Source organism: Streptomyces sp. Tu 2975, assembly GCF_009832925.1.
GTDB lineage: Bacteria > Actinomycetota > Actinomycetes > Streptomycetales > Streptomycetaceae > Streptomyces.
Map to the genome: position 1 here is coordinate 3,256,114 of NZ_CP047140.1, position 25,475 is coordinate 3,281,588.

Genomic DNA, 25,475 nt, shown 5'->3' on the forward strand with positions numbered 1-25,475 from the left:
GCGGCCGGGCCCGACGACGCGAGGAACACGTCACGATGCAGGATTCCGCCTTCCGTACGCTGCTGCGCCATGCCCGCCCGCACCGCCGGGGTCTGGTCGCGGGAGCCTTGCTCGCCGCGGCCGGCTCGGTGGCGGGGCTGGCACAGCCGCTGGTGGCCAAGTCGTTCGTGGAGGCGCTGGCCGCCGACGCACCGGTGGCCCGGCAGATGCTGCTGCTGGCGCTGCTGATCGCCGGCGGGGCGCTGGCCGCGGCGTTCGGCATGTATGCAGTCGAGCGGACCGCGGAGAGCGTGGTGCTGGGCGCCCGCCGACGGCTCGTGGGGCGGCTGCCGAGGCTCCGGGTCGCCGAACTGGAGCGCCGTCCGCCGGGGGATCTGATCTCGCGGGTGACGGCCGACTCCACGCTGCTGCGTGAGGCGGCGACCAGCAATCTGGTCGACACACTCGTCGGCGCGGTCACCCTGGCCGGGATGCTGTGCCTGATGGCGTGGCTCGACGGCGTCCTGTTCCTCGCGGTGCTGGGTGTCGTTCTCGCCGTCGGAAGCTGCACGGCTTTCGTGATGCCGCGCATCAGCCGGGCCGGCCAGGAGGCGCAGGCGGCTCTCGGTGAACTCGGCTCGGGTCTGGAGCGTCTCCTCGGAGCGATCCGTACGGTGAAGGCGAACGGCGCCGAGCACCGCGAGATCCGGTCGCTGGAGCAGGCGGCGGACAGCGCATGGCGGTCCGGGGTCCGAGCGGCGGGCTGGACCGCTGTCGCCGGGACCTCCAGCGGCCTCGTGGTGCAGCTCGCCTTTCTCACCGTCCTCGGCCTCGGCGGCGCACGGGTGGCGAGCGGGGCGATGGATGTCGCGTCGTTGATCGGTTTCCTGCTCTATCTCTTCTATCTGGTCGGTCCCGTCGCCCAGTTGGCCGGCGGAGTGGGCGGCCTCCAGGCGGGTGTGGCCGCGGTGCGCCGTATCCACGAGGTGCTCGACCTGGAGACGGAGGACGAGGCCTACGGACCCGGGCGGGTGGCTGAGGCCGACCCGGACGCGAAGGGGGCGGCGCTCGCCTTCGACGACGTGGTCTTCCGCTACCGCGAGGACGGTCCCGCTGTCCTGGACGGAGCCTCGTTCGAGGTGCCGTCCGGCGGGCTGACCGCGGTGGTCGGCCCTTCCGGCGCCGGCAAGAGCACCCTGTTCGCCCTCCTGGAGCGGTTCTACGACACCGAGCACGGCAGCGTCCGCGTCGACGGGCACGACGTGCGCGACTGGGACCCGGAGGAGCTGCGCCGGACCATCGGCTACGTGGAGCAGGACGCGCCCGCCCTCGCGGGCAGCCTGCGCGACAACCTCCTGTTCGCGGCCCCCGGCGCCACCGAGGCCGACGTGGAACGGGTGCTGCACCAGGTCGGCCTGCGGACGCTGGTCGACAACCTGCCGGAGGGCCTGGACACGCGCGTGGGCCATCGCGGGAGCGCGCTGTCGGGCGGCCAGCGGCAGCGGGTCGCGATCGCCCGCGCCCTGCTGCGCAGGCCGCGGCTGCTGCTGCTCGACGAAGCGACCTCCCAGCTGGACGCCCTGAGCGAGGCCGAGTTGCGGGACGTCGTGTCCCGGATCGCCCGGTCCACCACGGTGCTGGTGGTCGCGCACCGGCTGTCCACCGTGGTCGGCGCGCGCCGCATACTCGTCATGGAGAACGGCCGCGTCCGGGCGGCCGGCTCGCACGCCGACCTCTTGCGCGCCGACGGTCTGTACCGCCGCCTGGCGGCGACCCAGGGCCTCGCCCCGGAGACGGCTCACGCCCCGCGCCGGTGAGCCGCCCATCAGGAGATCGCCCGCACTCGGGCCGGCTCGACGGCGCACAGCCCGACGAGGCCGAGCAGGGCCGGGCCGGGCTCAGGGCCCGGCCCGCACGGTGGACTCCCCCAGCCCGGCCGGCCCGGACAGCCCGACGAGGCCGAGCAGGGCGACGAGGTCGGGCGGGGCGTTCCGCAGGCGGATGCGGGTGCCGTGGCGGCGGGCCGTGAGCTGGAGACGGGCGAGTACCTCGACGACGGCGAGGCTCGTCCGGGCGAGCCCGCCGACGTCGCACACCACCTCGGCCCGGCAGCACCGCGCCCCACCGTCTCCCGCCGCCGTGGCCGGGTCCGGCGCGGTGTCTGCCGCCGCTCCGCTGTCGCCCGGGGCCGGATCGCCGTCCCGGGCCGTTCCTGGTGAGGCCGTCGGGCCGGCGTCCCTCAAAAGGGCGGTCAACTCCTCGCACAGGCGAGCCGCATCGCCGGGGGCGACCCTCCCGGCGATGTGCATGACGATTGGCTGCATGGCGTCCACATGGGGATGACCGCCGCCACGACGGGAAATCATCGCCGCGGGTGCGGACGTGCCCGCGGCACGCGTTGCGGCCCCGGGTCAGGCGATGCGGTCCAGCACGATCGGGTTCGCCGTGAAGGCCGTCCCCGGCTCCGCGATGTCGTATGCGGCGCCCAGGGACTCGAGCGCGTAGTCGAACTTCTCCGGGGTGTCCGTGTGGAGGGTCAGCAGCGGCTGGCCCGCCGTGACCGTGTCGCCCGGCTTGGCGTGGAGCTCGACGCCCGCGCCGGCCTGGACCGGGTCCTCCTTGCGGGCGCGGCCGGCGCCGAGGCGCCAGGCGGCGATGCCGATGTCGTAGGCGTCGAGGCGGGTCAGCACGCCGGACGCGGACGCGGTGACCACGTGCTGCTCGCGGGCCACGGGCAGCGCGGCGTCCGGGTCTCCGCCCTGGGCGGCGATCATGCGGCGCCAGACGTCCATCGCGGAGCCGTCGGCCAGGGCCTTCGCCGGGTCGGCGTCCTTGATGCCGGCCGCGTCGAGCATCTCGCGGGCGAGCGCGAGGGTCAGCTCCACGACGTCGGCGGGGCCGCCGCCGGCGAGGACCTCGACGGACTCGCGGACCTCGAGCGCGTTGCCCGCGGTGAGGCCGAGCGGGGTGGCCATGTCGGTGAGCAACGCGACGGTCTTCACACCGCTGTCGGTGCCGAGGGCGACCATGGTGGAGGCGAGTTCACGGGCGTCGTCGATGTTCTTCATGAACGCGCCGGTGCCGACCTTGACGTCCAGGACCAGCGAGCCGGTACCTTCCGCGATCTTCTTCGACATGATCGAGGACGCGATCAGCGGGATCGCCTCGACCGTGCCGGTGACGTCGCGCAGCGCGTAGAGCTTCTTGTCGGCGGGGGCGAGCCCGTCGCCGGCCGCGCAGATGACCGCGCCGGTGGTGTCGAGGACGTTCAGCATCTCCTCGTTGGAGAGCAGCGCCCGCCAGCCGGGGATCGACTCCAGCTTGTCGAGCGTGCCGCCGGTGTGGCCGAGACCGCGGCCGCTCAGCTGCGGGACGGCCGCGCCGCAGGCGGCGACCAGAGGGGCGAGCGGCAGCGTGATCTTGTCGCCGACGCCGCCGGTGGAGTGCTTGTCGGCGGTCGGGCGGGACAGCGTGTCGAAGTTCATCCGCTCGCCGGAGGCGATCATCGCGGCCGTCCAGCGGGCGATCTCGGTGCGGTTCATGCCGTTGAGGAGGATGGCCATGGCCAGGGCCGACATCTGCTCGTCCGCGACCTCGCCGCGGGTGTAGGCGTCGATGACCCAGTCGATCTGCTGGGGGCTCAGCTCGCCGCGGTCCCGCTTGGTGCGGATGACGGAGATGACGTCCATGGCATTCCTCCAGGTTGGTCTGCCGCGCTCTACGCGCATAGAGAGAGGGTAAGGGAGCGGCCCCTCCACCGAAGCGGAAGGGCCGCGGGGCGCCGGACCACAGCCCGGCACAGGTCACAGGCCCTGGTCGAGGTGACCGGGGCCGAAGGCCTGCGGGAGCATCGTGGAGAGCGGCAGGATCCCGCCCGGGGTGTCCAGCAGCAGCTCCGGGCCGCCGAACTCGTACAGCAGCTGACGGCAGCGGCCGCACGGCACCAGCAGCTCGCCCCGGCCGTCCACACAGGTGAAGTGGGTCAACCGGCCGCCACCGGTTGCCCGGAGCTGTGAGACGAGGCCGCACTCGGCGCACAGTCCGAGCCCGTACGAGGCGTTCTCGACGTTGCAGCCGGTGACCGTGCGGCCGTCGTCGACGAGGGCGGCGACACCGACCGGGAAGCCCGAGTAGGGGGCGTACGCGTGCGACATCGCCTCACGCGCCAGCGCCCGCAGGGCCTCCCAGTCGAAGTCGGCCTCCGCGTTCACTTGCCCTGGCCCCTGAAGTAGGGCTGGCCGTTGGCCTTGGGCATGCGCAGCCGCTGTGCGGACACGGCGAGCACGAGCAGCGTGGCCACGTAGGGCGCCGCGTCGACGAACTGGCTCGGAAGCTCGTCCGTGAGCGCGTACCAGGTGAACAGCAGTGCCGAGAAGGCGGCCGAGATCACGGCACCGAGGTACTTCTTCCTGTACAGCTGCCAGACCACCGCGATCAGCAGCAGGATGGCGAGCAGCAGCAGCATCGCGTGGACGTTCACGGCACCGCCGCGCAGCTTGAGGCTGTCGGTGAAGCCGAACAGGCCGGCTCCCAGCGCCATACCGCCGGGCATCCAGTTTCCGAAGATCATGGCGGCGAGACCGATGTAGCCGCGGCCGCCGGTCTGGCCCTCCTGGTAGATGCCGGTGATGATCGCGAGGAACGCGCCGCCGAGACCGGCCAGTCCGCCGGAGACGATGACGGCGATGTACTTGTACTTGTAGACGTTGACACCGAGCGACTCGGCGGCGATCGGGTTCTCGCCGCAGGAACGCAGGCGCAGTCCGAACGACGTCCGCCACAACAGCCACCAGGTGCCGGGCACCAGCAGCAGAGCGACGACGGTGAGCAGCGACAGGTTGGTGACCAGACCGCCCAGCACACCGGCCAGGTCGGAGACGAAGAACCAGTGCTCGGCCTGGAGGTCCCCCAGCCAGTCCGAGAGCCCGGGGATCGTGATCCGGTCGATGGCCTCGATACGCGGCGACTGCTTGGAGGAGCCGCCCTCGGTCTCGGCGAAGGTGAAGTTCGACATGTACCGGGTGAGGCCGGTGGCCAGGATGGTGATGGCCACACCCGAGACGATGTGGTTGACCTTGAACGTCACCGTCATCACCGCGTGCAGCAGACCGCCGAGCGCGCCGCCGGCGACGCCGAGCAGCACACCGGTCCACGGGCCCCACTGGTAGCCCGCCCAGGCGCCGAACCAGGTGCCGAGGATCATCATGCCCTCGAGGCCGATGTTGATCACACCGGCCCGCTCGGCCCACAGACCGCCGAGGCCGGCGAGGCCGATCGGAACGGCCAGCTGGAGCGCGCCGGAGACCTGACCGACGGAGGTGAGGTCGTCCGCACCGCTGATCACGCGTACGAGGGAGAACAGCGCCAGGCCGCCCGCGACGATCAGGTAGATGACGGGCAGGGACAGCTTGCGGCGGCTGCCGCCCTTCTTGGGCGCGGTGCTCGCCATGGAGACAGTGCTCGTGGACTCGCTCATGCCGCCGCCACCTCCTTGTTCTTGCGGGCCTGGGCGGCAAGCTCCTCGCCGACCTTCTGCTGCTGGCGGCGGAGCCCGTACTGACGGACCAGCTCGTAGGACACGACGACCGCGATCACGATCAGGCCCTGCATGATCAGCGCCAGTTCCTTCGGGTAACCCTCGAGCCCGATGCCTTCGGCCGTCTTGTCGAGGAAGGCGAAGAGCAGCGAGGCGAAGAAGATGCCGATCGGGTTGTTACGGCCGAGCAGGGCGATGCCGATGGCCGTGAAGCCGACACCGACCGGGAAGCTCAGGCTGTAGGTGTGGGTCTGGCCGAGCAGCATCGGCATACCGGCGAGGCCGGCCATGGCACCGGAGATCAGCATGGCCGTCAGGACCATCTTCTTGGCGTCGACGCCGCTCGCCTGGGCGGCGGACTCGCTGGCGCCGGTGGCGCGCAGGTCGAAGCCGAAGCGGGTGCGTCCGAGCACGAACCAGTAGACGATGCCCAGCGCGAAGGCCACGAAGGTGAAGCCGTAGATGGTGCCACCGTCCAGCTCCAGACCCGGGAACCAGCCGGACTCGGCGATCTCACCGGTGGTCAGGTCGTTGGACCCCTCCGGCCGCACGCCGAGGTTCGCCGGCAGGATCATCCAGGCGATCAGGCTGGTCGCGATTGCGTTCAGCATGATCGTGGAGACGACCTCGCTGACACCGCGGGTGGTCTTGAGGACACCCGCGATACCGGCCCAGAAGGCTCCGACGGCCATGGCGACGATCACGATGAGCAGCACGTGCAGCGGGCCGGGCAGCTCCACCGCGGCACCGGCGACGGCGGCGAGCATGACCGCGAGGCGGTACTGGCCGTCGACGCCGATGTTGAACAGGTTCATCCGGAAGCCGATGGCGACGGCCAGAGCCGCCAGGTAGTAGATGCCGGTCTGGTTGATGACCAGCACCTGCACGTCGGTGAACTCGATCTGCTCCACCATCAGCCGGTACGGCTCGATCGGGCTGAGGTCCGAGAGCAGCAGCACCACCGAGGTGAGCAGGAAGGCCACGACCAGGGCGAGCGCCGGGCCCGCCAGGCCGAGGATCAGCCGGTCCTTGTCGAACTTCTTCATCGGCTCTCACCGTTCTCGTCGTGCTCGAGGTGGCCGGATGCGGCACCGGTCATCGCCGAGCCCAACTCCTCCGGAGTGATCGTCGCGGGGTCGGCGTCCGCGACAAGGCGGCCGCGGTACATGACCCGCAGGGTGTCGGAGAGCCCGATGAGCTCGTCCAGGTCGGCCGAGATCAGCAGGACCGCAAGACCCTCACGGCGCGCCGCACGGATCTGGTCCCAGATCTGCGCCTGCGCGCCGACGTCCACGCCACGGGTGGGGTGGGCGGCGATCAGCAGCTTGGGGGTGTGGCTCATCTCGCGGCCGACGATCAGCTTCTGCTGGTTGCCGCCGGACAGGGAGGCAGCGGTGACCTCGATCCCGGGGGTACGCACGTCGTACTCACGGACGATCCGCTCGGTGTCCTGACGGGCGGCCTTGAGGTCGAGCAGGCCCTTCTTGCTGTTGGGCGACTCGGTGACATGACCGAGGATGCGGTTCTCCCACAGCGTCGACTCGAGCAGCAGCCCGTGCCGGTGCCGGTCCTCGGGGATGTAGCCGATGCCGCTCTCGCGCCGCTTGCGGGTGGGCGCGTGGGAGATGTCGGCGCCGTCGAGGGTGACGACACCCCCGTCGGGGTCGCGCAGGCCGATCAGGGCCTCGATGAGCTCGGTCTGGCCGTTGCCCTCGACGCCGGCGATGCCCATGACCTCGCCCTTGTGGATGGTGAAGCCGATCCCGGCGAGGACCTCGCGGACCACCCCGTCGGGGTCGGTCACCGTCAGCTCGAGGTCGTCGACCTTCAGCATCGGGACATCGGTCACCGTGGACTCGCGGGTCTCGGGCGACGGCAGCTCGCTGCCGACCATCAGCTCGGCGAGCTGCTTGGTCGTGGTGTTCCGCGGGTCGGCCGTGCCGACCGTCGTACCGCGGCGGATGACGGTGATCTCGTCGGCGACCGACAGCACCTCCCCCAGCTTGTGGGAGATGAAGATGACGGTCAGTCCCTCGGCCTTGAGCTCGCGGAGGTTGGCGAAGAGAGCGTCGACCTCCTGCGGGACGAGGACGGCGGTCGGCTCGTCGAGGATCAGGGTGCGGGCGCCGCGGTAGAGGACCTTGAGGATCTCCACCCGCTGGCGGTCGGCGACGCCGAGCTGCTCGACCAGGACGTCCGGACGGACCCCCAGGCCGTAAGCGTCGGAGATCTCCTGGATCTTCTTCCGGGCCTTGGCGCCGATGCCGTACAGCTTCTCGCCGCCGAGAACGACGTTCTCCAGGACGGTGAGGTTGTCGGCCAGCATGAAGTGCTGGTGCACCATGCCGATGCCGCGTGCGATGGCGTCGGCGGGGCTCGAGAAGGTGATCTGTTCGCCGTCGACGGTGATGGTGCCCTCGTCCGGCTTCTGCATGCCGTAGAGGATCTTCATCAGGGTCGACTTACCGGCACCGTTCTCACCGACGAGGGCATGCACGGTGCCCTGTCGGATCGTGATGTCGATGTCGTGGTTGGCGACGACGCCGGGGAAGCGCTTGGTGATGCCGCGCAGTTCTACGGCGGCAGGAGGGCTGGACGCGTTGATGACGCACTCTCCTTGGCGGGAGGAGCAGGGAGGGCAGGCGGAAGGGGCGGGCTGTGAGTGGCAGGGGGGCGGGGCGAAGTTATCGCGCCTGGGCGCCTTCTACGCGCGTAGCGCTCCCGAATACCAAAAACCCGGGGCCGGAAACGGTCCGCGGGCCTTGGGGCTTGCGCCCCGGGGCCCGCGGACTGCGGTTCCGGCCGCTCGGCTACGGAGCGGTCTTGACCTTGATCGTGCCGGCGATGATGTCGGCCTTGGCCTTGTCCACCGCGGCGATGACGTCCGTCATCTTGGTGAAGGCCGGGTTGGAGTCGGACAGGCCGACGCCGTTGTCCTGGAGGCCGTAGCGCACCTCACCGGTCTGCGGCTTACCGTCCTGGACCGACTTGATCAGGTTGAACACGGCGCCGGAGACGTTCTTCGTGACCGACGTCAGGATCTGGTCCTTGTAGGCGGCCAGACCCTTCTGGTTGTACTGGTCGGAGTCGACGCCGATGGCCCACTTGCCGGCCTTGGCGGTCGCCTCGATCGAGCCGGAGCCCGCGAGACCGGCGGCCGCGTAGATCACGTCGGCGCCCGCGTCGAGCTGGCCCTGCGCGGCGGCCTTGCCGAGGTCGGGCTTCGAGAAGCCACCGAAGTCCGGCGGCTGCGTCAGGTACTGGACCTTGACGTTGACGCCCTGCTTGGTGTCCTTGACGCCCTGGACGAAGCCCGCCTCGAACTTCTTGATCAGCGGGGTCTCCACACCACCGATGAAGCCGACGGTGTCGGTCTTCGTCACCTTGGCGGCGGCGACACCGGCGAGGTACGAGCCCTGCTCCTCGTTGAAGACCAGGTTGGCGATGTTCTTGCCGGTCTTGGAAGTGTCGTCGATGAGGCCGAAGGTGGTGTCCGGGAACTTCGGGGCGACCTCGGCGATGGCGGGTGCGTAGGCGAAACCGACACCGATCACCGGGTTGTTGCCGGCGCGGGCCAGCGCGGTGAGGCGCTGGATCTTGTCCGGGTCACCCTCGCCCTCGCTGGGCTCGGCCTCGCTGCCCTGGATGTCGAGTTCCTTCTCGGCCTTCTCCAGGCCCGCGAAGGCGGCGTCGTTGAACGACTGGTCGCCACGGCCACCGATGTCGTACGCGATGGCGGCCTTGCCGCCGTTGTCGTCCGAGCCGCCCGACTCGGAAGACTTGTTGCCGCCACACGCGGTGGCAGACAGTGCGAGAGCCGCGGACGCGATGCCCACGGTGGCGATCCTGGTGATCCGGCGCACTGGGGGGCTCCTTTAAACCTGACCGAAAGCGCCACTTCCGGCGCTGGGTTCGCGGCGATCGTAACGCGCGTAGATGTCAGTTAAAGACCCGTTCATCAGTCGTTATCGGATCGTCGCGAACAGGCCACACACCACGGTAGGCCGGGACGGCGGACGTCGCTCCCCGGAGGGGCCCGGCGTGTCGTCCCATTTCCCGTCCCGGGGTCGTTCCCCCTCTCCGAAACCGGGGCAAGCCCCGGACCCCAGGGGGCTGCCGCCCCCATACCCCCGAAGCGGCGGCTTCGCGCCGCGCCCCCGACCGGCGGTGCCGCCCGGGAACGGACACCGGCCGGCACCGCGCGCGGCCCCACCGAACTGCCCCCGGCCACCAGCCGGAAAACTCCGCCCCGGAAGCGACCAGTTACCTGAGCGGCCTCACAGCCAGGACGGGGTAACGGAGCGGCCGACGCCCACGCGCGGCCCTCGCCCAGAGTCCGGACCTCCACACCGCGTGGAAGCGGCCACCGGCCGGTACGGGCGGTACCGGACGTGAGGGGGGCGGGGTCGTAGGAGGGGGTGTCCGGAAGTAAAGCGTCGCAACTCGCGCGCAGCGCGGTGAGGACAGCCATTCCGGGCACCCCCCTCCGGAGGCCCCGACCACCGGCACCACCCACCAAGCCGGCGCCCCCGCCCTGCAAGGGCGCCACACACCAGGACCGGGCCCCAGCCCGCAGGGCGCCACGCACCAGGACCAGGCCCGCCCGCCAGGGGCGACACGCACCGGACCGGGCCCCGCCCGAAGTCACTCACCCGCAGAACGGGCAAGGCCCCAGCTCAGAGCCCCGGGCCCCGCCCGGAGATCGCCGTACACGCGGACCGGACCGGGTCGGTCCGGGCCGGCCGGCACGGGCGCCCCGAGACCGCGCCGCGCCCACGGCCCGGGCGCCAGGCCCAACAACGCCCCAGAAGCGTCAGAGCGCGATGCGCGCATCCAGCAGCGCCGCCGCCGTGAAAAGCTCCACGCCCACCGCGATCGCCGACTCGTCCACGTCGAAGTCTCCCCGGTGCAGGTCGCGCCTGACCGTGTCGCCCGGCACCCGCACGCCCAGGCGGGCCATCGCGCCCGGCACGTGCTCCAGGTACCAGGAGAAGTCCTCGCCGCCGAGACTCTGTTCGGTGTCCTCGATCGCATACGAACCGCGCCGCGCCGTCTGCGCGTCGCGCAGCAGCTCCGTGACGACCGGATCGTTGACGACGGGCGGCACACCGCGCACGTAGTCGATCTGGGACTTGGCCCGGTGCAGCGTCGCGATCTCGTCGATCGCCGCATGCACCAGGTCGGGGGCCTCTCGCCAGCCTTCGAGGTCGAGGCAGCGCACGGTCCCGGAGAGTTCGGCGTGCTGCGGGATGACGTTGCAGGCGTGGCCGGACTCGATGCGTCCCCATGTGACGGCGAGCCCGGACCGGGCGTCGACGCGGCGGGCGAGCAGCGCGGGGACCTCCGTGACGATCTTCGCCGCCGCTGTGACCAGGTCGGTGGTCAGGTGCGGGCGGGCGGTGTGGCCGCCGGGGCCGTCGAGGGTCACCTCGAGGCGGTCACAGGCGGAGGTGATGGGTCCGGGCCGGAGTCCGATGACGCCGGCGTCGACCTTGGGGTCGCAGTGAACCGCGATGATCTTGTTGACGCCTTCGAGCACGCCGGATTCGATCGCGTCGGCCGCTCCCCCGGGCAGCACTTCCTCCGCGGGCTGAAAGATCAGCCGGACGGGCTGCGGCAGCAGTCCCTGCCGGTCGAGCTCGGCGAGCACGAGCCCCGCTCCGAGCGCGACGGTGGTGTGCACGTCGTGACCGCAGGCGTGGGCGCGGTCGGGCACGGTGGAACGGTAGGGGACGCCGGCCTTGGTGTCGGGGATGGGCAGTGCGTCGATGTCGGCGCGGATGGCGAAGAAGGGCCGTACGGCGCCCGGAGCCGGGGTACCGATGTCGCAGATCAGGCCGGTGCCGGCGGCGAGGACCCGGGGCTCGAGCCCGGCCTGCTCGAGGCGCGCCTTGATCATGGCGGTGGTACGGAACTCCTGGTTGCCGAGCTCCGGATGCATGTGCAAGTCGCGCCGGAACTCGATCAGTTCGGCACGCAGCGACTCGGACAGCGTGCCGTGCAGTGCGACTGCGCCGGGCCGTTCGACTTCTTCGGACTCGCGGGACATCAACTGGTTCACCCAGTGAAGGGTATGCCCCTTCACGCCTCAACTGCCGTGCGATCAACAAAACATCAGCCACACAGGGGACAGAATTCCGGGCTCACGGCGGTTCACCGCTCGCGGCAGTGGGTAAACTCACGCGGCTCGCTCTTGAGTCGATCTTTCCTTTCCGGACCGTGCCCGTCCGCTCACTGCCGCTTCTTCCCGGCTCTTCAAGCCGGCGCCGGCAGCCGCTGCACATCGCGGGCCGTGCCGGTGACGCCCGCCAGGAAGCCCTGCGCGCGCGGTGAGGCGTTCTCCCTGAGCCATTCGGGTGCGATGTCGCAGACCGCCACCTTGATTCCCGTGCCCGCCAGGGCCAGGGGCAGGGTGTGGACCACGGTGGAGGGAAAACTGAGCACGGTTGCTCCGATCGGGCCGCGCCGGGCGATCAGCTCCAGGGGGAGTTCCGGGCGTACCACCTCCAGGCCCGTCTCGACCGCGAGCCGGTGCAGTTTGTCCGCGCTCTCCCTGCGGTGCGCGAAGTAGCGGGTCGCGCCGTGCGTGCGGGCTAGGGCGGAGACCGCCTCCAGGTACTGCCCGAGGTCGACGACGCCGGTCTCCACCAGGGAGGTGCCGACCATGTCCGCGCCACGGGTGATCCTCGGAGGGCCGAATCGCGCGCGGGTCCATGCGAAGTCGTTGCGCGTGACCGTGATCCCCGGCGGCGGCTCCACGGGCATCGAGGTGAACACCTCGACCGAGCGGGTCCTCGACGGGGCGAGACGGCGCCGGGCCAGGAAGGTGACCGGTGCGAGCACCAGCTCGCGCGGCCCGCGGCGGCTGCCGCGCCGGTGCCAGCGCACCAGTTGCTCCCCGCGGGAGACCTGGGCGACGAACTCCATGGTCGCGGTGCCGTCGTCCACGACGGTGACGTCCTTCCTGCCGACCAGGGTCAGCAGGAGCTGTACGTAGCGGGAGAACGGGTCACCTATGACGATCCGCTCCGCGCGGCGCAGTATCGGGCCGAGCTCGCGCACGGTGCGCAGCGGGGCGCCCGTACCGCCGCGCGCCTCCTGCCAGCGGACGGTGAAACCAGCGTCACGGGCCAGCTCCGCCATCCGGCGGAGCTGGCCGCGGGACATGGGGTCCGTGGGCGAGAGCACGACCACGGTGAGATCGCCGGGGCCGGGCACGGCCAGCGTGGCGTGGGCCCACTCCAGGACGTTCAGGAGCTGGACCGGACTCTCGACGAAGGCGAGATTCACTGGTTGTCACCTCGTGATTCCGGGCCGGCCTTCAGCCGGGTCCGTGGCTGACCACCCCGCAGGGCGCTGGTGGATTGCTGCCCGCGGCCGGTGGCCACGGCGACGGAGTCGACGTTCCTGACGGATCCGGCCCGGACCGGCCCTGCCGTCACGGCACCCGCCGACGGGGATCCCGCCGAAACGGATCCGGCCCGACACGGCTTCGCCAGGACGGATCCGGCCCGGACCGGCGCTGCCTTCCCCGAACCGGCCGAAGCGGAACCTGCTGATACGGATCCGCCCGGCACCGGCCCCGCCGGCGCCCCTCCGCCCGAAGCGGGTCCGGGTGCGGCCGGGGGCACCGGCCGGCGGACCACCGGGGCGGTGGGTCCGGGCGAAGCCCCTCCGCCCGAAGCGGGTCCGGGTGCGGCCGGGGGCACCGGCCGGCAGGCCGCCGGGGCGGCCGCACGGCGACGCTCGAAGCCGCCCGTGCCGCGCCCGGCGGCCTTGTGCCCGGTGGCGCACGGTGCGGCGGGCAGGCGGTGTCCGCCCGCCGCGGACGCGCGGGCGCCGCCGCGCGTCGCCGCCCGGTCGTCAGACCGCGGCCGGCTCACGGTCGCCCGCCTCGGCGACGACGCCGGTGACCCGGCGCAGCTTCTTCATGGGCGCGAGCTCGGAGTCGTAGACCTTCTTGACGCCGTCGCCGAGCGCGGCCTCGATGGTGCGGATGTCGCGGACCAGGCGGGTGAGGCCCTGCGGCTCGACGGAGGCGGCCTGGTCGGAGCCCCACATGGCGCGGTCGAGGGTGATGTGGCGCTCGACGAACGCGGCGCCGAGGGCGACGGCCGCAAGGGTGGTCTGCAGGCCGGTCTCGTGGCCGGAGTAGCCGATCGGGACGTTCGGGTACTCGTCCCTCAGGGTGTTGATGACCCGCAGGTTGAGCTCCTCCGCCTTGGCCGGGTAGGTGGAGGTGGCGTGGCAGAGCAGGATGTTGTCGCTGCCGAGGACCTCGACGGCGTGGCGGATCTGCTTCGGCGTCGACATGCCGGTGGAGAGGATGACGGTCCTGCCGGTGGCGCGCAGGGAGCGCAGCAGCTCGTCGTCGGTGAGCGACGCGGAGGCCACCTTGTGGGCGGGGACGTCGAACTTCTCGAGGAAGGCGACGGCCTCGGTGTCCCACGGGGAGGCGAACCAGTCGATGCCGCGCTCCTTGCAGTGCTCGTCGATCCGGCGGTACTCGTCCTCGCCGAACTCGACGCGGTGGCGGTAGTCGATGTACGTCATCCGGCCCCAGGGGGTGTCGCGCTCGATGTCCCACTGGTCGCGCGGGGTGCAGATCTCCGGGGTGCGCTTCTGGAACTTGACGGCGTCGCAGCCGGCTTCGGCGGCGGCGTCGATCAGGGCGAAGGCGTTGTCCAGGTCGCCGTTGTGGTTGATGCCGATCTCGCCGGTGACGTAGACGGGGTGGCCGGGGCCCGCGATCTTGTTGCCGAGGGCGCGCAGACGGGACGTGCTCATGGGGGTGGTTCCTTACTTCTTGGGGGACATGGGGGCGGGTTCAGGGGTGTTGAGCGTCGGGCCGAGGAGCCAGGCGGCGATCTCTCGGATCGCCCCCTCGCCGCCGGGTGTGGCAGTGACGGCACGGGCGGCGGCGCGTACGGAGTCGTGCGCACTCGCGACGGCCACGGGCCAGCCGACGAGGTGGAAGCACGGAAGGTCGTTGACGTCGTTGCCGACGTAGAGCACCCGCTCGGGCGCGAGGCCCCGCTCGTCGCACCACTGCTTGAGTGCGAGGTCCTTGCGGTCGATGCCGTGCAGGACGGGGATTTTGAGCTTGCGGGCGCGGGCGGCGACGACCGGGTTCTGTTCGGTGGAGAGGATCAGCAGTTCCAGGCCGGCCTTGCGCAGATGGGCGACGCCGAGGCCGTCCCCGCGGTGGACGGAGACGATCTCGCGGCCGTCCGCGTCGATGAGGACCCGGTCGTCGGTCTGGGTGCCGTCGAAGTCGAGGACGACGGCGTCGACGTCGTCGCGGCCGGGTACCGCGGCGGTGTCGAGCAGTGGCGCCAGCGCGCGGGCGCGGGCGAGGTCGTGGGGGTCGTCCACCTCGAGGACCCGCGCCGGATCGGTGTGCACCAGTGCGGTGCGGCCGAAGAACCGGTGGCCGGCCTCGCGGAAGCCGGCCGCGGACATGGCGTACGCGGCTCCCGTCTCCAGGAAGTCCTGCGGGCGGTCCTGGCGGCGCGGCCGGAACGAGGAGTCGTGGTTGACGCCGTATCCGGAGCCGGTGGCCGTGGCGGTGTCGACCAGGACGGCCGCACCGCCCGCTTGTTCGGCGCTCTTCCCGGACGGGGTCGCCGGCTCGTCGGCCTCGCGCCACACGAAGCCGTGGAACGGCGCGACGGTCACCGCGCTGTCGGCGCCGTCCAGGGCGACGGCACGGGCGACGCCCTCGATGTCCTCCCGGGCGATGAAGGGGCTGGTGCACTGCACGAGCAGCACCACGTCGACGGGTTCGCCGTGCACGGCTTCGTGCGCGGCCATGGCGTGCAGGACCGCCGACTCGCTGGTGGCCGTGTCTCCCGCGATGGCCGCGGGCCGCAGCACGACCTCCGCGCCGGCGCCACGGGCGACGGCCGCGATCTCGGGGTCGTCGGTGGAGACCGCGACATGCGTGACCAGCGGAGCGTCGAGGCAGGCGCGGACGGCCCGCGCGACGAGCGGCACGCCGCCGACCGCGGCCAGGTTCTTGGCCGGGACGCCCTTCGATCCGCCACGGGCGGGGATCACGGCGAGAACGGTCATGGGTGGCTCCTGACGCATCGGGACCGGAAGCGGGTAGGGCCGGCGGGTCACAGCTCACCCATCCGGCGGATCATGGGCGCGACGCGCTGCACGCCGTGGCGGTACGCGCCGCGCGCCGCTCGGCGTACGGCGTCGCGCACCACCCGCCGAACGCCGGTGGCCTCCGCCGTGGGGGCGGTGCCGGCCAGCGGAGTGCCGTCCGGGGCGAGGTGGTGGCGGGCGAGCAGGCCCGGCAGATATCCGGGCGCGGTGGTCGGCGTGTAGTACGGGGCGATCGCCGGGAGCTGCGGCACGAGGAGCAGTTCGGCGACCCGCTTGCGGGCCTCGTCGAAGGCGCTCTCGTAGGAGCGGTCGGCGGCGACGCCCTGCCGCGACAGCCAGTCGGCGTCGGGGGTGGGGCGGTGACCGCCGTCGAGCCGGTCCCAGGAGGCGAGCAGCCCCGAGCCGAGGAAGTGGTGGTTGCCGAGCGCCTCGCGCACGCCGAGGTCGGTGAGCACGGCGGTGGGGACACGGCGGTGGAGCGCCTCGAGCGCGGCGGTGGACGACACGGTGACCAGCAGGTCGGTGCGGTCCAGTACCTCGCCCATGTTCCCGTACACGGGGCGGAAATTGGGCGGCAGTCCGCCGGGCAGCTTCTCCGCGAGCTTCTGGTACGGGATCTCTTCCAGGTGGGTGGTGTGCTCGCCCGGCTTGGAGCGGAGCTTCAGCAGCACCTCGCGGTCCGGGTGCAGCCGGGCGTGCTCGACGAGTCTGCGCAGCAGGTACGCACGGTCCGCGCGGGACTCGGGCACGGACGGCTGGACGGCGAAGACGACGGTGTCGCGGCCTTCACACGGCCGGTACGGCGCCCCGCCGAGGAAGGGCAGCGCCGCCTCGGTGACGGAGCCGGCGTCGGCGCCCACTCCCTCGTAGACGGCGCGGAAACGCGTCGCGTCGTGACGGGAGTTGGCGAGCACGATGTCGGCGCCGTGACGCAGCAGCAGTCCGTCGGACAGCTTCTCGTAGACGACGCCGACGTAGCCGGTGACGACGACGGGCCGACGGTCCTGGCCGAGTGCGGCAAGGCCGTGCAGCATGGCCTGGACGCCGCCGCCGACGAGCGCGAGGACGACGATGTCGTAGGACCCGTCCCTCACCGCCCGCAGGAACTCGTTGCCCGTCACCTCGCGCAACTCGTCGGCGCTCACGCCCACTTCCGCGAGCTGGCGGGCGGTCGGTGTGGCCCGGCCGCGCAGCAGGAAGCCGCTCAGCTCGACGGAGGTGCTCGGCGCGATGCGGCGCGCGGTGAGCGCACCCCATTTCCACCGGGTGTCGGAATCGGCGAGTACGGCGACCCGTACGGCCTCGCTGGTACTTGTTGGCACGTCGAGGACGTTAGAAAGGCATGTGGTTCCACGGCCCAACTCGGCAGCAACAAACGGTTAACAGGGCGCCTACGGAAGGAGAAGCAGGTCGGGGAACGGGTCGGTTAACAAGCTCGTCGCCCTACGTTCACCTGACATCCTTGTATGCGTCGATGCGAATGCCGAGCGCCCCCTAGCGTCACGCGGGTGGTTAAGCTCTCCGTCATCGTGCCGTTCTACAACGTGCAGACATATGCCCCCGACACACTGCGAAGCCTTCGCGCGAACGCCCGCGCCGACTTCGAGTTCGTGCTCGTCGACGACTGTTCGACGGACGGGACTCCGGAGATCCTGCAGCGGGCGGAGCGTGAGCTTCCCGGCGCGGTTCTGGTCGGACACGAACGGAACGGTGGGCTGGCCACCGCCCGCAACACCGGTCTGGACGCGGCCGGCGGCGAATACCTCACGTTCCTCGACGGTGACGACTGGCTGGCACCCGGCCACTTCGAGCACCTGCTGAACGCCATGGAGGACCTGGGGTGCGACTTCGTCCGCACCGACCATGTGCAGTGCACGGGACGGTCCCGCTCGATCCACCGGGTGCCCGTCGGCCGGCGCGGTGAGGTGCTGCGCCCCCGGGACGCCATCCTGCCCGCCTCCCGCTCGACCGCCGTCGACTACCCGTACGCCTGGGCCGGGATGTACCACCGGCGGCTCGTGGACCGCGGACTGCTGCACTTCACGCACGGGCTGCGCACTGCGGAGGACCGGCCCTGGATATGGCGGCTGCACCGGGAGGCGGATTCGTTCGCCGTGATAAGCCACCTGGGAATTTTCTACCGGCGCGGGATCGCTTCTTCGCTCACCCAGATCGGCGACATCAGGCAGCTCGATTTCATCAAGGCTTTCGACCAGGTGATCGAGGAAACGGCGAAGGACGCCGACGCGGAAAGGCTGCTGCCCAAGGCGGTCCGCACATATTGCGCGGTAATTTCCCATCACCTGGGATCCATTGAAAGGTACGAACCGGCCGTGGCACGGAAATTGCGCACGATGAGCGCGGCCGCACTGAAGCGTATGCCGCAGGACGTGCTGAACGAGGCCATCGACTCCATGGACGCCGACCGCGCCTCGCGACTGCGCAAGGTCCGCCGCCGGCCCGCTCCCCTCTCCGTGGAGGCGGCAGCCTGATGGCCACGACACAGATCTTCTTCGCCTCCTCCCTCTACGGCGCGGCGACGCTCGCCGCCGCGATCGACAGCGGCGGCTTCACCACCGCCGACCGCCGGCTGCTGCTGGTCTCCAACAACGCGGCCACACCGGAGACGACACCTGCCCTCGACGAGATGGCCGGCTTCGAGCGGCTGCGCGGCCGCTTCGACGACGTGCTCTCCTGGAACGGGACCATCTCTCCCTTCCACCCCGCCGGTTGGGCGCCCCGCGGCGACGACGTGCCCCTGTGGGAGCGGTATCTGCGGCAGCTGTGGGAACTGGGCGACGACCGGATCGAGCTCGCCGTCGAATCCGTCCAGGTCAACCCCGCGCTGGCGGTCGCGCAGCTCTTCCCCGACGCTGCGCTGGACGTGTACGCGGACGGGCTGATGAGCTACGGCCCCACCCGCAACAGGATCGACCCGCTGGTCGGCGAGCGGGTACGACGCCTCCTGCACCTCGACCTGGTGCCGGGACTGAAGCCGCTGCTGCTCGCGGAGTTCGGCGTGGAGCAGCGGCTCGTGCCGACCGAGGCTTTCGTCAAGGTCGTCGGCGAGCTCTCCGACGCCGTGCCGGACGCCTGCGACGGCGTTCCGGAGGGCCCGGCGCTGCTGCTGGGCCAGTACCTCGCGGCCCTCGGCATCCTCACGCCGGTGGAGGAGGAGGGTCTGCACATGCGGATGCTGGCGGGCGTGGCCGCGCTCGGCCACCGCCGGGTCGTCTTCAAGCCGCACCCGACGGCGCCGGCCGCGTGGACGCGGACGCTGGAGCGCCGGGCCGCGTCGCTCGGGGTCGAACTGACCGTGCTGGAGCGGCCGGTGCTCGCCGAGGTGCTGTTCAAGCAGATGCGTCCGGCGCTGGTGGCGGGATGCTTCTCCACCGCCCTGTTCACCGCCGGCACCTTCTACGGCATCCCGGTCGCCCGGATCGGCACGGAGCCGCTCCTCGACCGGCTCAGCCCGTACCAGAACAGTAACCGGGTGCCGCTGACGATCGCCGACGCGCTGTTGCCGGACCTGGCGTCGGGCGCCGCCGGCCCGCCGGCTGCGGCGGACGGGCAGCTTGCCGGGCTCCTTGCCGCGGTGGGCTTCGCGATGCAGCCGAAACTACGGGCGGACCTGCGGCCGGCGGCCGAACGCTATCTGCGCGGCAGCCTGGGCACGGGTACGGCCCGCTACTTCAAGCGCCGCCGTCTGACGGTGCTCGGCCTGCCGGGAGGTGTGCCGCTGCCCCGCAACAGGGCGGTACGGCGGGTGGTGAGGGGACGGCGGATGCGGCGGGTCCTGAAACGGGTGGCGGCCCTGGGCTGACGCGCGTGAGCGTGGCGTTACGCGCGGCCGTCACCGCCCCGCGCGTGGGTGGCGTTGCACGGGACCGTCAACGCACCGCGCGCGCGTGCGGGCCGCCGCACGAGGCCGTCATCCACCGCGCATTCGTGCCGTTGCGCGGGACTGTTCCCCTACCCGCCCCTTCCCGAAACCGGCTCCGCCCGGACCCGCCACCACGTTCCGCGCGATGGTTCGGGGACTCCTCCCCCTACACCGGCGGCGTGGGGGGACCCCCGTCCGGCCCGCGCCTCAAACGCCGGCGAGGCCGGAGTTGCCTCCGTCGGCGGAGCTGTATGCCGCGCGGCGGCCGTTCCAGCCCGCCCGGCGATCGAGGGCACGGCCGAAGGCCGTACGGGGCCCGGGGCTTGCCCCGGTTCGGGGAGGGGCGGGGTGGGGAAGGGTCACGTGCCGCTCAGGGAGAGCTTGACCGCGAAGCCCAGGAACAGCGCTCCCGCCGCCGACGTCGCCCCCGCCGACAACCGCCGCCTGCGGCGGAACGCGGCCGCGAGGTGGGTGCCGGTGAAGATCAACACGCTCAGGTAGAGGACGCTCGCCAGCTGCGCGAGCGCGCCGAGCACCGTGAAGGAGAGCGCGGGGTACGCGTACGCCGGGTCGACGAACTGCACGAAGAAGGCGATGAAGAACAGGATCGCCTTCGGGTTGAGCAGACTGATCACGAACGCCTTGCGGAAGGGCCGCTCAGCGGCCGGCCCCTCGGCGGACACCTCCGCCGAGACCCCGTCGGCGGTCCGCTCGCCGCGGGTGCGCCACATCGACCAGGCCGCGCGGAGCATCCCGATCGCAAGCCAGGTCAGATAGCCGGCACCGGCGTATTTCACGATCCCGAACAGCACCGCGTTGGCCTGGAGCAGCGAGGCCACGCCCGCGGCGGACAGCACCATCAGGACGGTGTCGCCGCACCACACACCGGCGGCGGCCTGGTAGCCCGTGCGCACACCGCGGCGCGCGGCGACGGAGAGCACGTACAGCGAGTTCGGTCCTGGCAGCAGGACGATCAGGACAAGTCCTGCGAGATAGGTCGGAAGATCGGTGACACCCAGCATGGGGCGGAGTGTCGCACATCGGTACGACACTCCGCCTTTCTGTTCCGTATGTCAGATACCAGAGGACAGAGGCCAGAGCTCAGAAAGCGTCGGTGGGGACGTACGTGCCCCACACCTCACGCAGCGCGTTGCAGACCTCTCCGACGGTGGCGCGCGCCTTCAGCGCGTCCTTCATCGGGTAGAGGACGTTGTCCGTGCCGTCCGCTGCCTTCTTCAGCTCGGCGAGCGCCGCGTCGACCGCCGCCTGGTCCCGCTCCGCGCGCAGCTTCGCCAGCCGTTCGGCCTGCTGGGCCTCGATCGCGGGATCGACCCGGAGCGGCTCGTACGGGTCCTCGGTGTCCAGCGTGTAGCGGTTGACGCCGACGACGACGCGTTCGCCGGAGTCGGTCTCCTGGGCGATGCGGTAGGCGCTGCGCTCGATCTCGTTCTTCTGGAAGCCCTGCTCGATGGCGTTGACCGCGCCGCCGAGGTCCTCGACGCGTTCCATGAGGGCGAGCGCCGCGGCTTCGACGTCGTCCGTCATCTTCTCCACGACGTACGACCCGGCGAAGGGGTCGACGGTGGCGGTCACGTCGGTCTCGTACGCCAGGACCTGCTGGGTGCGCAGTGCGAGGCGGGCGGATTTGTCCGTCGGCAGGGCGATGGCCTCGTCGAAGGAGTTGGTGTGCAGTGACTGGGTGCCGCCGAGAACCGCGGCGAGGCCCTGGACGGCGACGCGCACCAGGTTCACCTCGGGCTGCTGTGCGGTGAGCTGCACGCCCGCGGTCTGGGTGTGGAAGCGCAGCATCAGCGACTTCGGGTTCTTGGCGCCGAACTCCTCCTTCATCACCCGGGCCCAGATGCGGCGGGCCGCACGGAACTTGGCGACCTCTTCGAGGATGGTCGTGCGGGCGACGAAGAAGAAGGACAGCCGGGGCGCGAAGTCGTCGACGTCCATGCCGGCGGCGACGGCGGTGCGGACGTACTCGATGCCGTCGGCGAGCGTGAACGCGATCTCCTGCGCGGGCGAGGCGCCGGCCTCCGCCATGTGGTAGCCGGAGATCGAGATCGTGTTCCACTTCGGGATCTCGGCCTTGCAGTACTTGAAGATGTCCGCGATGAGCCGCAGGGACGGCTTGGGCGGGAAGATGTACGTGCCGCGGGCGATGTACTCCTTGAGCACGTCGTTCTGGATCGTGCCGGTGAGCTTGTCCGCGGGGACGCCCTGCTCCTCGCCGACGAGTTGGTAGAGGAGGAGCAGCAGAGCGGCGGGCGCGTTGATCGTCATGGACGTGGAGACCTTGTCCAGCGGGATCCCGCCGAACAGCACCCGCATGTCGTCGATCGAGTCGACGGCGACGCCGACCTTGCCGACCTCGCCGTGCGCGATGGGCGCGTCGGAGTCGTGGCCCATCTGGGTCGGCAGGTCGAAGGCGACCGACAAACCCATCGTGCCGTTGGCGATCAGCTGCTTGTAGCGGGCGTTGGACTCGACGGCCGTGCCGAAGCCGGCGTACTGGCGCATCGTCCAGGGCCGGCCGGTGTACATCGACGGGTACACGCCGCGGGTGAAGGGGTACTCACCGGGCCCGCCCAGCTTCTCTGCCGGGTCCCAGCCCTCCAGGTCCGCCGGTCCGTACACCGGCTCGATGGGCAGTCCCGACTCGGACTCGCGCGCCATGTGACTGTGCCTCCCGCTGGGCCTACTGACAGGTAACAACCTCTGCGACGGACTGTAGCGGCGGGCGTGCGAGGGATGGAGAGCCACGCCCTGGGACCTTGCTCACAGCCCGTACGGCGAAGCGCTCGTGGCCCGCCCGTCCCCGAACCGTTACCCCCATGATGCGCGGGATTGCGCAACCGAGCAGGACGGGAATTTGTCTCATCAGGCACAGACACACGTGGGGGACGAGACAAGTGGGGGGCGACATGCTCAGGAAAGCCGGGATGAGAACGCTGGCCGCAGCGGCCGCGATGGTCGTGGCCGCGGTGACGGCCGGTTGCAAGGCGGAGGCCGCGACGGACACACCGACCGCCGGCAGCACGCCGAGCGCGGCATCGACACCGTCCGCCTCCACGCCGCCGGCTTCGCCGTCACCGTCGGCATCGGCATCCGAGTCGGCCGAGCCGTCGAAGAAGCCGTCGCCGTCGCCCTCCACCGAGCAGCCCGCGCCCAAGGTCCTGATGGCCCCCGGCGCCAAGGGCGAGCAGGTGCGCGAGCTCCAGGCGCGGCTGGCGCAGATCGGCTGGTTCGACGACAAGCCGACGGGTACGTACGGGCCGGTCACCACCACGGCCGTGAAGGGCTTCCAGGGCAAGCGCGGCCTTCCCGCGACGGGCAGCACGGACACCGTGACCTGGCAGCGGCTGCTCGGCATGACGACGAAGCCGACACGCGCCGAGCTGGACGGCAAGGACGTCAAGAAGCCGCAGGCCAAGCTCGATCCGCGTTGCATGACGGGCCGGGTGATGTGCATCAGCAAGACCACCCGCACCCTGTCCTGGATGATCGACGGCAAGGTGCTGTCCACCATGGACGTGCGCTTCGGGTCGCAGTACACGCCGACCCGCGAAGGCGTGTTCAAGGTGGGCTGGAAGTCCCGCGACCACGTCTCGACCATCTACGACACCCCGATGCCGTACGCCATGTTCTTCAGCGGCGGCCAGGCGGTGCACTACTCCTCCGACTTCGCCGCCCGCGGCTACAACGGCGCGTCGCACGGCTGCGTGAACGTCAGGGACAAGGGTGCCATCGCGTCGCTGTTCGACCAGGTGCGGACCGGTGACAAGGTCGTCGTCTACTGGTGACGCGCGGGGCGCGGAAGCGGTGAAGGAAGAAGGGCGCGGGCGGGACCGGGGGAACGTGTCCCGCCCGCGCCATTGCGCTGAGCCGTAGGTACGGGGGGAACCCCGGCTCGTTGCGCCGCCGATGACCAGTCGGCTCACTATCTACTGCGCCGTAGCCCAGAAAAACGTCACACCCCGCGCCCGGCGCTGTGAAAGCGCAGGTCAAAGGGCTCGTGTGATGGCGCCCGCAAGGGAGTCGGAGCCGGTCGACCACGGCGTCACGGCCGCGTCGGGGACGAGCGAGTAGGAGACCTGGGGGTGTCCGGGACGAGTTGCGGGGCGCCGTCGGAGCCGTCGGAGCTGCCCGAGTCGCGGTCGCCGCCGGAGCCGCCGGAGTTCTTCCCGCCGTCCTGGCCTTTCCCGTCGCCGTCGCCCTTTTCACGATCGTCGCCGTTCTCGCCGCCCGGGCTGCCGCCGTCGCCCGCGCCTCCGCCGAGCAGTGCGTCGCAGAACCGCTCCACCCGCTCGGCGCCTTTTGCGGCCGACTCCAGCCGGCGCTTGCGGTCCGCATCGAGCCGGCCGCTGCGGTAGTCACGGCATGCCTCGACGGACCTGCGGTACAGGTCGGCCCTGGACGGGTCCTCGCCGCCCGGTGTGGCCGCACCGTCCCCGGCGGGCAGGCCCGGCGTGCTCCCGTCAGCATCGCCGGGGGACGGGGTCGCGCTGCCCGTCACGGGCGGCAGTCCCGGCGTCGTGCGGTTGGTGCCCGGAGGACGCGACACCGCGCCGGACTCACCGCCGCTCGGGGACGGCGACGTGAGCGGTCCCGGTGTCGCCGCGGCCGACACGGAGGAGGCGGGCGTGGGACGGTCGTCGCCGAAGGTGGGCAGCACACCGCTGCCGGCCGCGACGGCGACACCGCCGATGGCACAGCCCGCGAACGCCGCCGCGATCCCGAACCGGACAGGCCGCGCGAATCCCACGCCACGGGCCGGCCGGGCGCCGCGGCGCGAACGGGTGACCTGTACGGTCCCGAGCGAAGTCCCTGCTGCCGCCGTCGACTCGGCCCTGGCCTTGCGGAACGCGGCCATCGCAGCCGCCTCACCGGGCAGTTCGCCGTCGTCGTAGCCGTAGCCGGGGTTCCGCGCCGCGCTGTCGAGGGTGGCGGCGAGCCGTGCGGCCTCGGTACGGGCGCGTTCGTCCGCGACCTCGACAGGCTCGCCACGCAGCAGGCGCTCCGCCGCGTCCCTGTCAAGCCACTCGTACCGCTCGTCGGCCATCACATGTCCTTCTGCGTCCGCAGGCGTGAATGCGTCACACCGGCGGGTGCCGTCGCACCGGGGCGGGAGCCGCGCTGGGCCGGCAGGCCGCCCAGTTCCGAAGCGCTCTCCGCGGGGTCCTCCCCGCCCCGGCGAGTCACGTCCGAGGGAAGCCGGTCCACGCCTTCGAAGGCGGCGCCGTCGGCTCCCAGCAGTTCCGCGAGCCGTTTCAGACCGCGGTGCGCGGCAGTCCGGACGGCGCCGGGCCGCTTGCCGAGGGTCTTGGCCGCGCTCTTGGCGTCGAGGCCGACCACGACCCGCAGTACGACCGCCTCGGCCTGATCCTGCGGCAGTTGGGCGATGAGCGCCATGGTGCTGCTGGTGGAGATGGACTCCAGCGCCTCGTCGACCGTGTCGGAGTCGGCGGCCCTGCCGGTCAGTTCGGTCTCGTCACCGCCGACGGCCGGCCGACGGCCCCGCATCCGGATGTGATCCAGCGCACGGTTGCGGGCGATCCGCGCGGCCCAGCCGCGGAACCGGTCGGCGTCCCCGCTGAACCTGTCGAGGTCCCGGGAGATCTGGAGCCACGCCTCGGAGGCGACGTCCTCCGCGTCGGCGTCGCCGACGAGCGTGCGCACATAGCCGATCAACCGCGGATGCACGGCGCGGTACACAGTCCGGAAGGCGTCCTCGCCCCCGTCCTGAGCCGCGAGCACGGCGGCGGTCAGCTCCGCGTCGTCCCCCAGCACTACCTCAACCCGTCGTTCCGTACCGCAGCTGGTCATCACTGCCGCGCTGTCCTGCGCGAATCAGCACGCTACGTCCTTTTAAGGTCCCGCGTCCACGCCTCGTACAACTTGCAACAAGTTTGCGTCGGCGCGGTGTGACAGAAACAGCACTCTCGGCGCTGAGGT

Annotated in this window: 20 protein-coding genes; 4 read left to right on the forward strand and 16 right to left on the reverse strand. The window is 71.3% G+C overall.

Annotation, left to right across the window (positions count from 1 at the left end):
- Positions 1-35 precede the first annotated feature (35 nt).
- Positions 36-1,796, forward strand: coding sequence for an ABC transporter ATP-binding protein (locus tag GLX30_RS14195; protein ID WP_159688209.1), 1,761 nt, complete (start codon positions 36-38; stop codon positions 1,794-1,796).
- Positions 1,797-1,877: 81 nt separating this feature from the next.
- Here GLX30_RS14195 and GLX30_RS14200 read toward each other — a convergent pair whose 3' ends face one another.
- From GLX30_RS14200 to GLX30_RS14255, 12 genes are all read right to left on the reverse strand, one after another.
- Positions 1,878-2,303 carry an STAS domain-containing protein gene (locus GLX30_RS14200; RefSeq protein ID WP_244258145.1) on the reverse strand — a complete coding sequence of 142 codons (426 nt, stop codon included), beginning with the start codon at positions 2,301-2,303 and terminating at the stop codon, positions 1,878-1,880.
- An 87-nt stretch (positions 2,304-2,390) separates the two neighbouring features.
- Positions 2,391-3,668: a thymidine phosphorylase gene (locus GLX30_RS14205; protein WP_159688211.1), complete on the reverse strand. Its 1,278-nt coding sequence runs from the start codon at positions 3,666-3,668 to the stop codon at positions 2,391-2,393.
- Between the two features lie 114 nt (positions 3,669-3,782).
- A complete protein-coding gene (locus GLX30_RS14210) occupies positions 3,783-4,190 on the reverse strand; it encodes a cytidine deaminase (RefSeq protein WP_159688214.1) in 408 nt (135 codons plus the stop codon).
- A complete protein-coding gene (locus GLX30_RS14215) occupies positions 4,187-5,455 on the reverse strand; it encodes an ABC transporter permease (protein WP_159688217.1) in 1,269 nt (422 codons plus the stop codon). The genes GLX30_RS14210 and GLX30_RS14215 overlap by 4 nt, the downstream gene beginning before the upstream one ends.
- Positions 5,452-6,561, reverse strand: a complete 1,110-nt coding sequence (locus GLX30_RS14220) for an ABC transporter permease (RefSeq protein WP_159688220.1) — start codon at positions 6,559-6,561, stop codon at positions 5,452-5,454. The genes GLX30_RS14215 and GLX30_RS14220 overlap by 4 nt, the downstream gene beginning before the upstream one ends.
- Entirely contained in the window at positions 6,558-8,087 is a 1,530-nt protein-coding gene (locus GLX30_RS14225; protein ID WP_159695038.1) for an ABC transporter ATP-binding protein, read from the reverse strand. Before GLX30_RS14225 ends, GLX30_RS14220 begins: the two co-directional genes overlap by 4 nt.
- A 238-nt stretch (positions 8,088-8,325) precedes the next feature.
- Positions 8,326-9,378 (reverse strand): BMP family ABC transporter substrate-binding protein, encoded by a 1,053-nt coding sequence (locus tag GLX30_RS14230; RefSeq protein WP_159688224.1) that lies wholly within the window; start codon positions 9,376-9,378, stop codon positions 8,326-8,328.
- Between the two features lie 950 nt (positions 9,379-10,328).
- Complete coding sequence (locus tag GLX30_RS14235; protein WP_159695039.1) at positions 10,329-11,564, reverse strand: amidohydrolase; 1,236 nt, start codon at positions 11,562-11,564, stop codon at positions 10,329-10,331.
- A 206-nt stretch (positions 11,565-11,770) separates the two neighbouring features.
- A complete protein-coding gene (locus GLX30_RS14240; protein WP_159688226.1) occupies positions 11,771-12,805 on the reverse strand; it encodes a hypothetical protein in 1,035 nt (344 codons plus the stop codon).
- Between the two features lie 573 nt (positions 12,806-13,378).
- Positions 13,379-14,302, reverse strand: coding sequence for an N-acetylneuraminate synthase family protein (locus tag GLX30_RS14245; RefSeq protein ID WP_159688228.1), 924 nt, complete (start codon positions 14,300-14,302; stop codon positions 13,379-13,381).
- Positions 14,303-14,314: 12 nt separating this feature from the next.
- Complete coding sequence (locus GLX30_RS14250; RefSeq protein WP_244258146.1) at positions 14,315-15,589, reverse strand: acylneuraminate cytidylyltransferase; 1,275 nt, start codon at positions 15,587-15,589, stop codon at positions 14,315-14,317.
- 47 nt (positions 15,590-15,636) lie between these two features.
- Positions 15,637-16,953 (reverse strand): DUF6716 putative glycosyltransferase, encoded by a 1,317-nt coding sequence (locus tag GLX30_RS14255; protein ID WP_159688233.1) that lies wholly within the window; start codon positions 16,951-16,953, stop codon positions 15,637-15,639.
- 186 nt (positions 16,954-17,139) lie between these two features.
- Between GLX30_RS14255 and GLX30_RS14260 the strand changes: the two genes are divergently transcribed.
- Together GLX30_RS14260 and GLX30_RS14265 are read left to right on the forward strand one after the other, a co-directional pair.
- Entirely contained in the window at positions 17,140-18,123 is a 984-nt protein-coding gene (locus GLX30_RS14260; RefSeq protein ID WP_159688235.1) for a glycosyltransferase family 2 protein, read from the forward strand.
- Positions 18,123-19,454: a polysialyltransferase family glycosyltransferase gene (locus tag GLX30_RS14265; protein ID WP_159688238.1), complete on the forward strand. Its 1,332-nt coding sequence runs from the start codon at positions 18,123-18,125 to the stop codon at positions 19,452-19,454. The genes GLX30_RS14260 and GLX30_RS14265 overlap by 1 nt, the downstream gene beginning before the upstream one ends.
- A 419-nt stretch (positions 19,455-19,873) precedes the next feature.
- Here the strand turns inward: GLX30_RS14265 and leuE are convergent, their stop codons facing one another.
- Both leuE and GLX30_RS14275 read right to left on the reverse strand, forming a co-directional pair.
- Positions 19,874-20,536, reverse strand: a complete 663-nt coding sequence (leuE, locus tag GLX30_RS14270) for a leucine efflux protein LeuE (protein ID WP_159688241.1) — start codon at positions 20,534-20,536, stop codon at positions 19,874-19,876.
- Positions 20,537-20,615: 79 nt separating this feature from the next.
- Positions 20,616-22,196: a methylmalonyl-CoA mutase family protein gene (locus GLX30_RS14275; protein WP_159688244.1), complete on the reverse strand. Its 1,581-nt coding sequence runs from the start codon at positions 22,194-22,196 to the stop codon at positions 20,616-20,618.
- 266 nt (positions 22,197-22,462) lie between these two features.
- Between GLX30_RS14275 and GLX30_RS14280 the strand changes: the two genes are divergently transcribed.
- Positions 22,463-23,323, forward strand: a complete 861-nt coding sequence (locus tag GLX30_RS14280) for a L,D-transpeptidase family protein (protein WP_208545419.1) — start codon at positions 22,463-22,465, stop codon at positions 23,321-23,323.
- A 257-nt stretch (positions 23,324-23,580) separates the two neighbouring features.
- Here GLX30_RS14280 and GLX30_RS14285 read toward each other — a convergent pair whose 3' ends face one another.
- Positions 23,581-24,582, reverse strand: coding sequence for a hypothetical protein (locus tag GLX30_RS14285; RefSeq protein ID WP_159688250.1), 1,002 nt, complete (start codon positions 24,580-24,582; stop codon positions 23,581-23,583).
- Positions 24,582-25,310, reverse strand: a complete 729-nt coding sequence (locus GLX30_RS14290; protein ID WP_208545420.1) for an RNA polymerase sigma factor — start codon at positions 25,308-25,310, stop codon at positions 24,582-24,584. The genes GLX30_RS14285 and GLX30_RS14290 overlap by 1 nt, the downstream gene beginning before the upstream one ends.
- Positions 25,311-25,475: the final 165 nt, after the last annotated feature.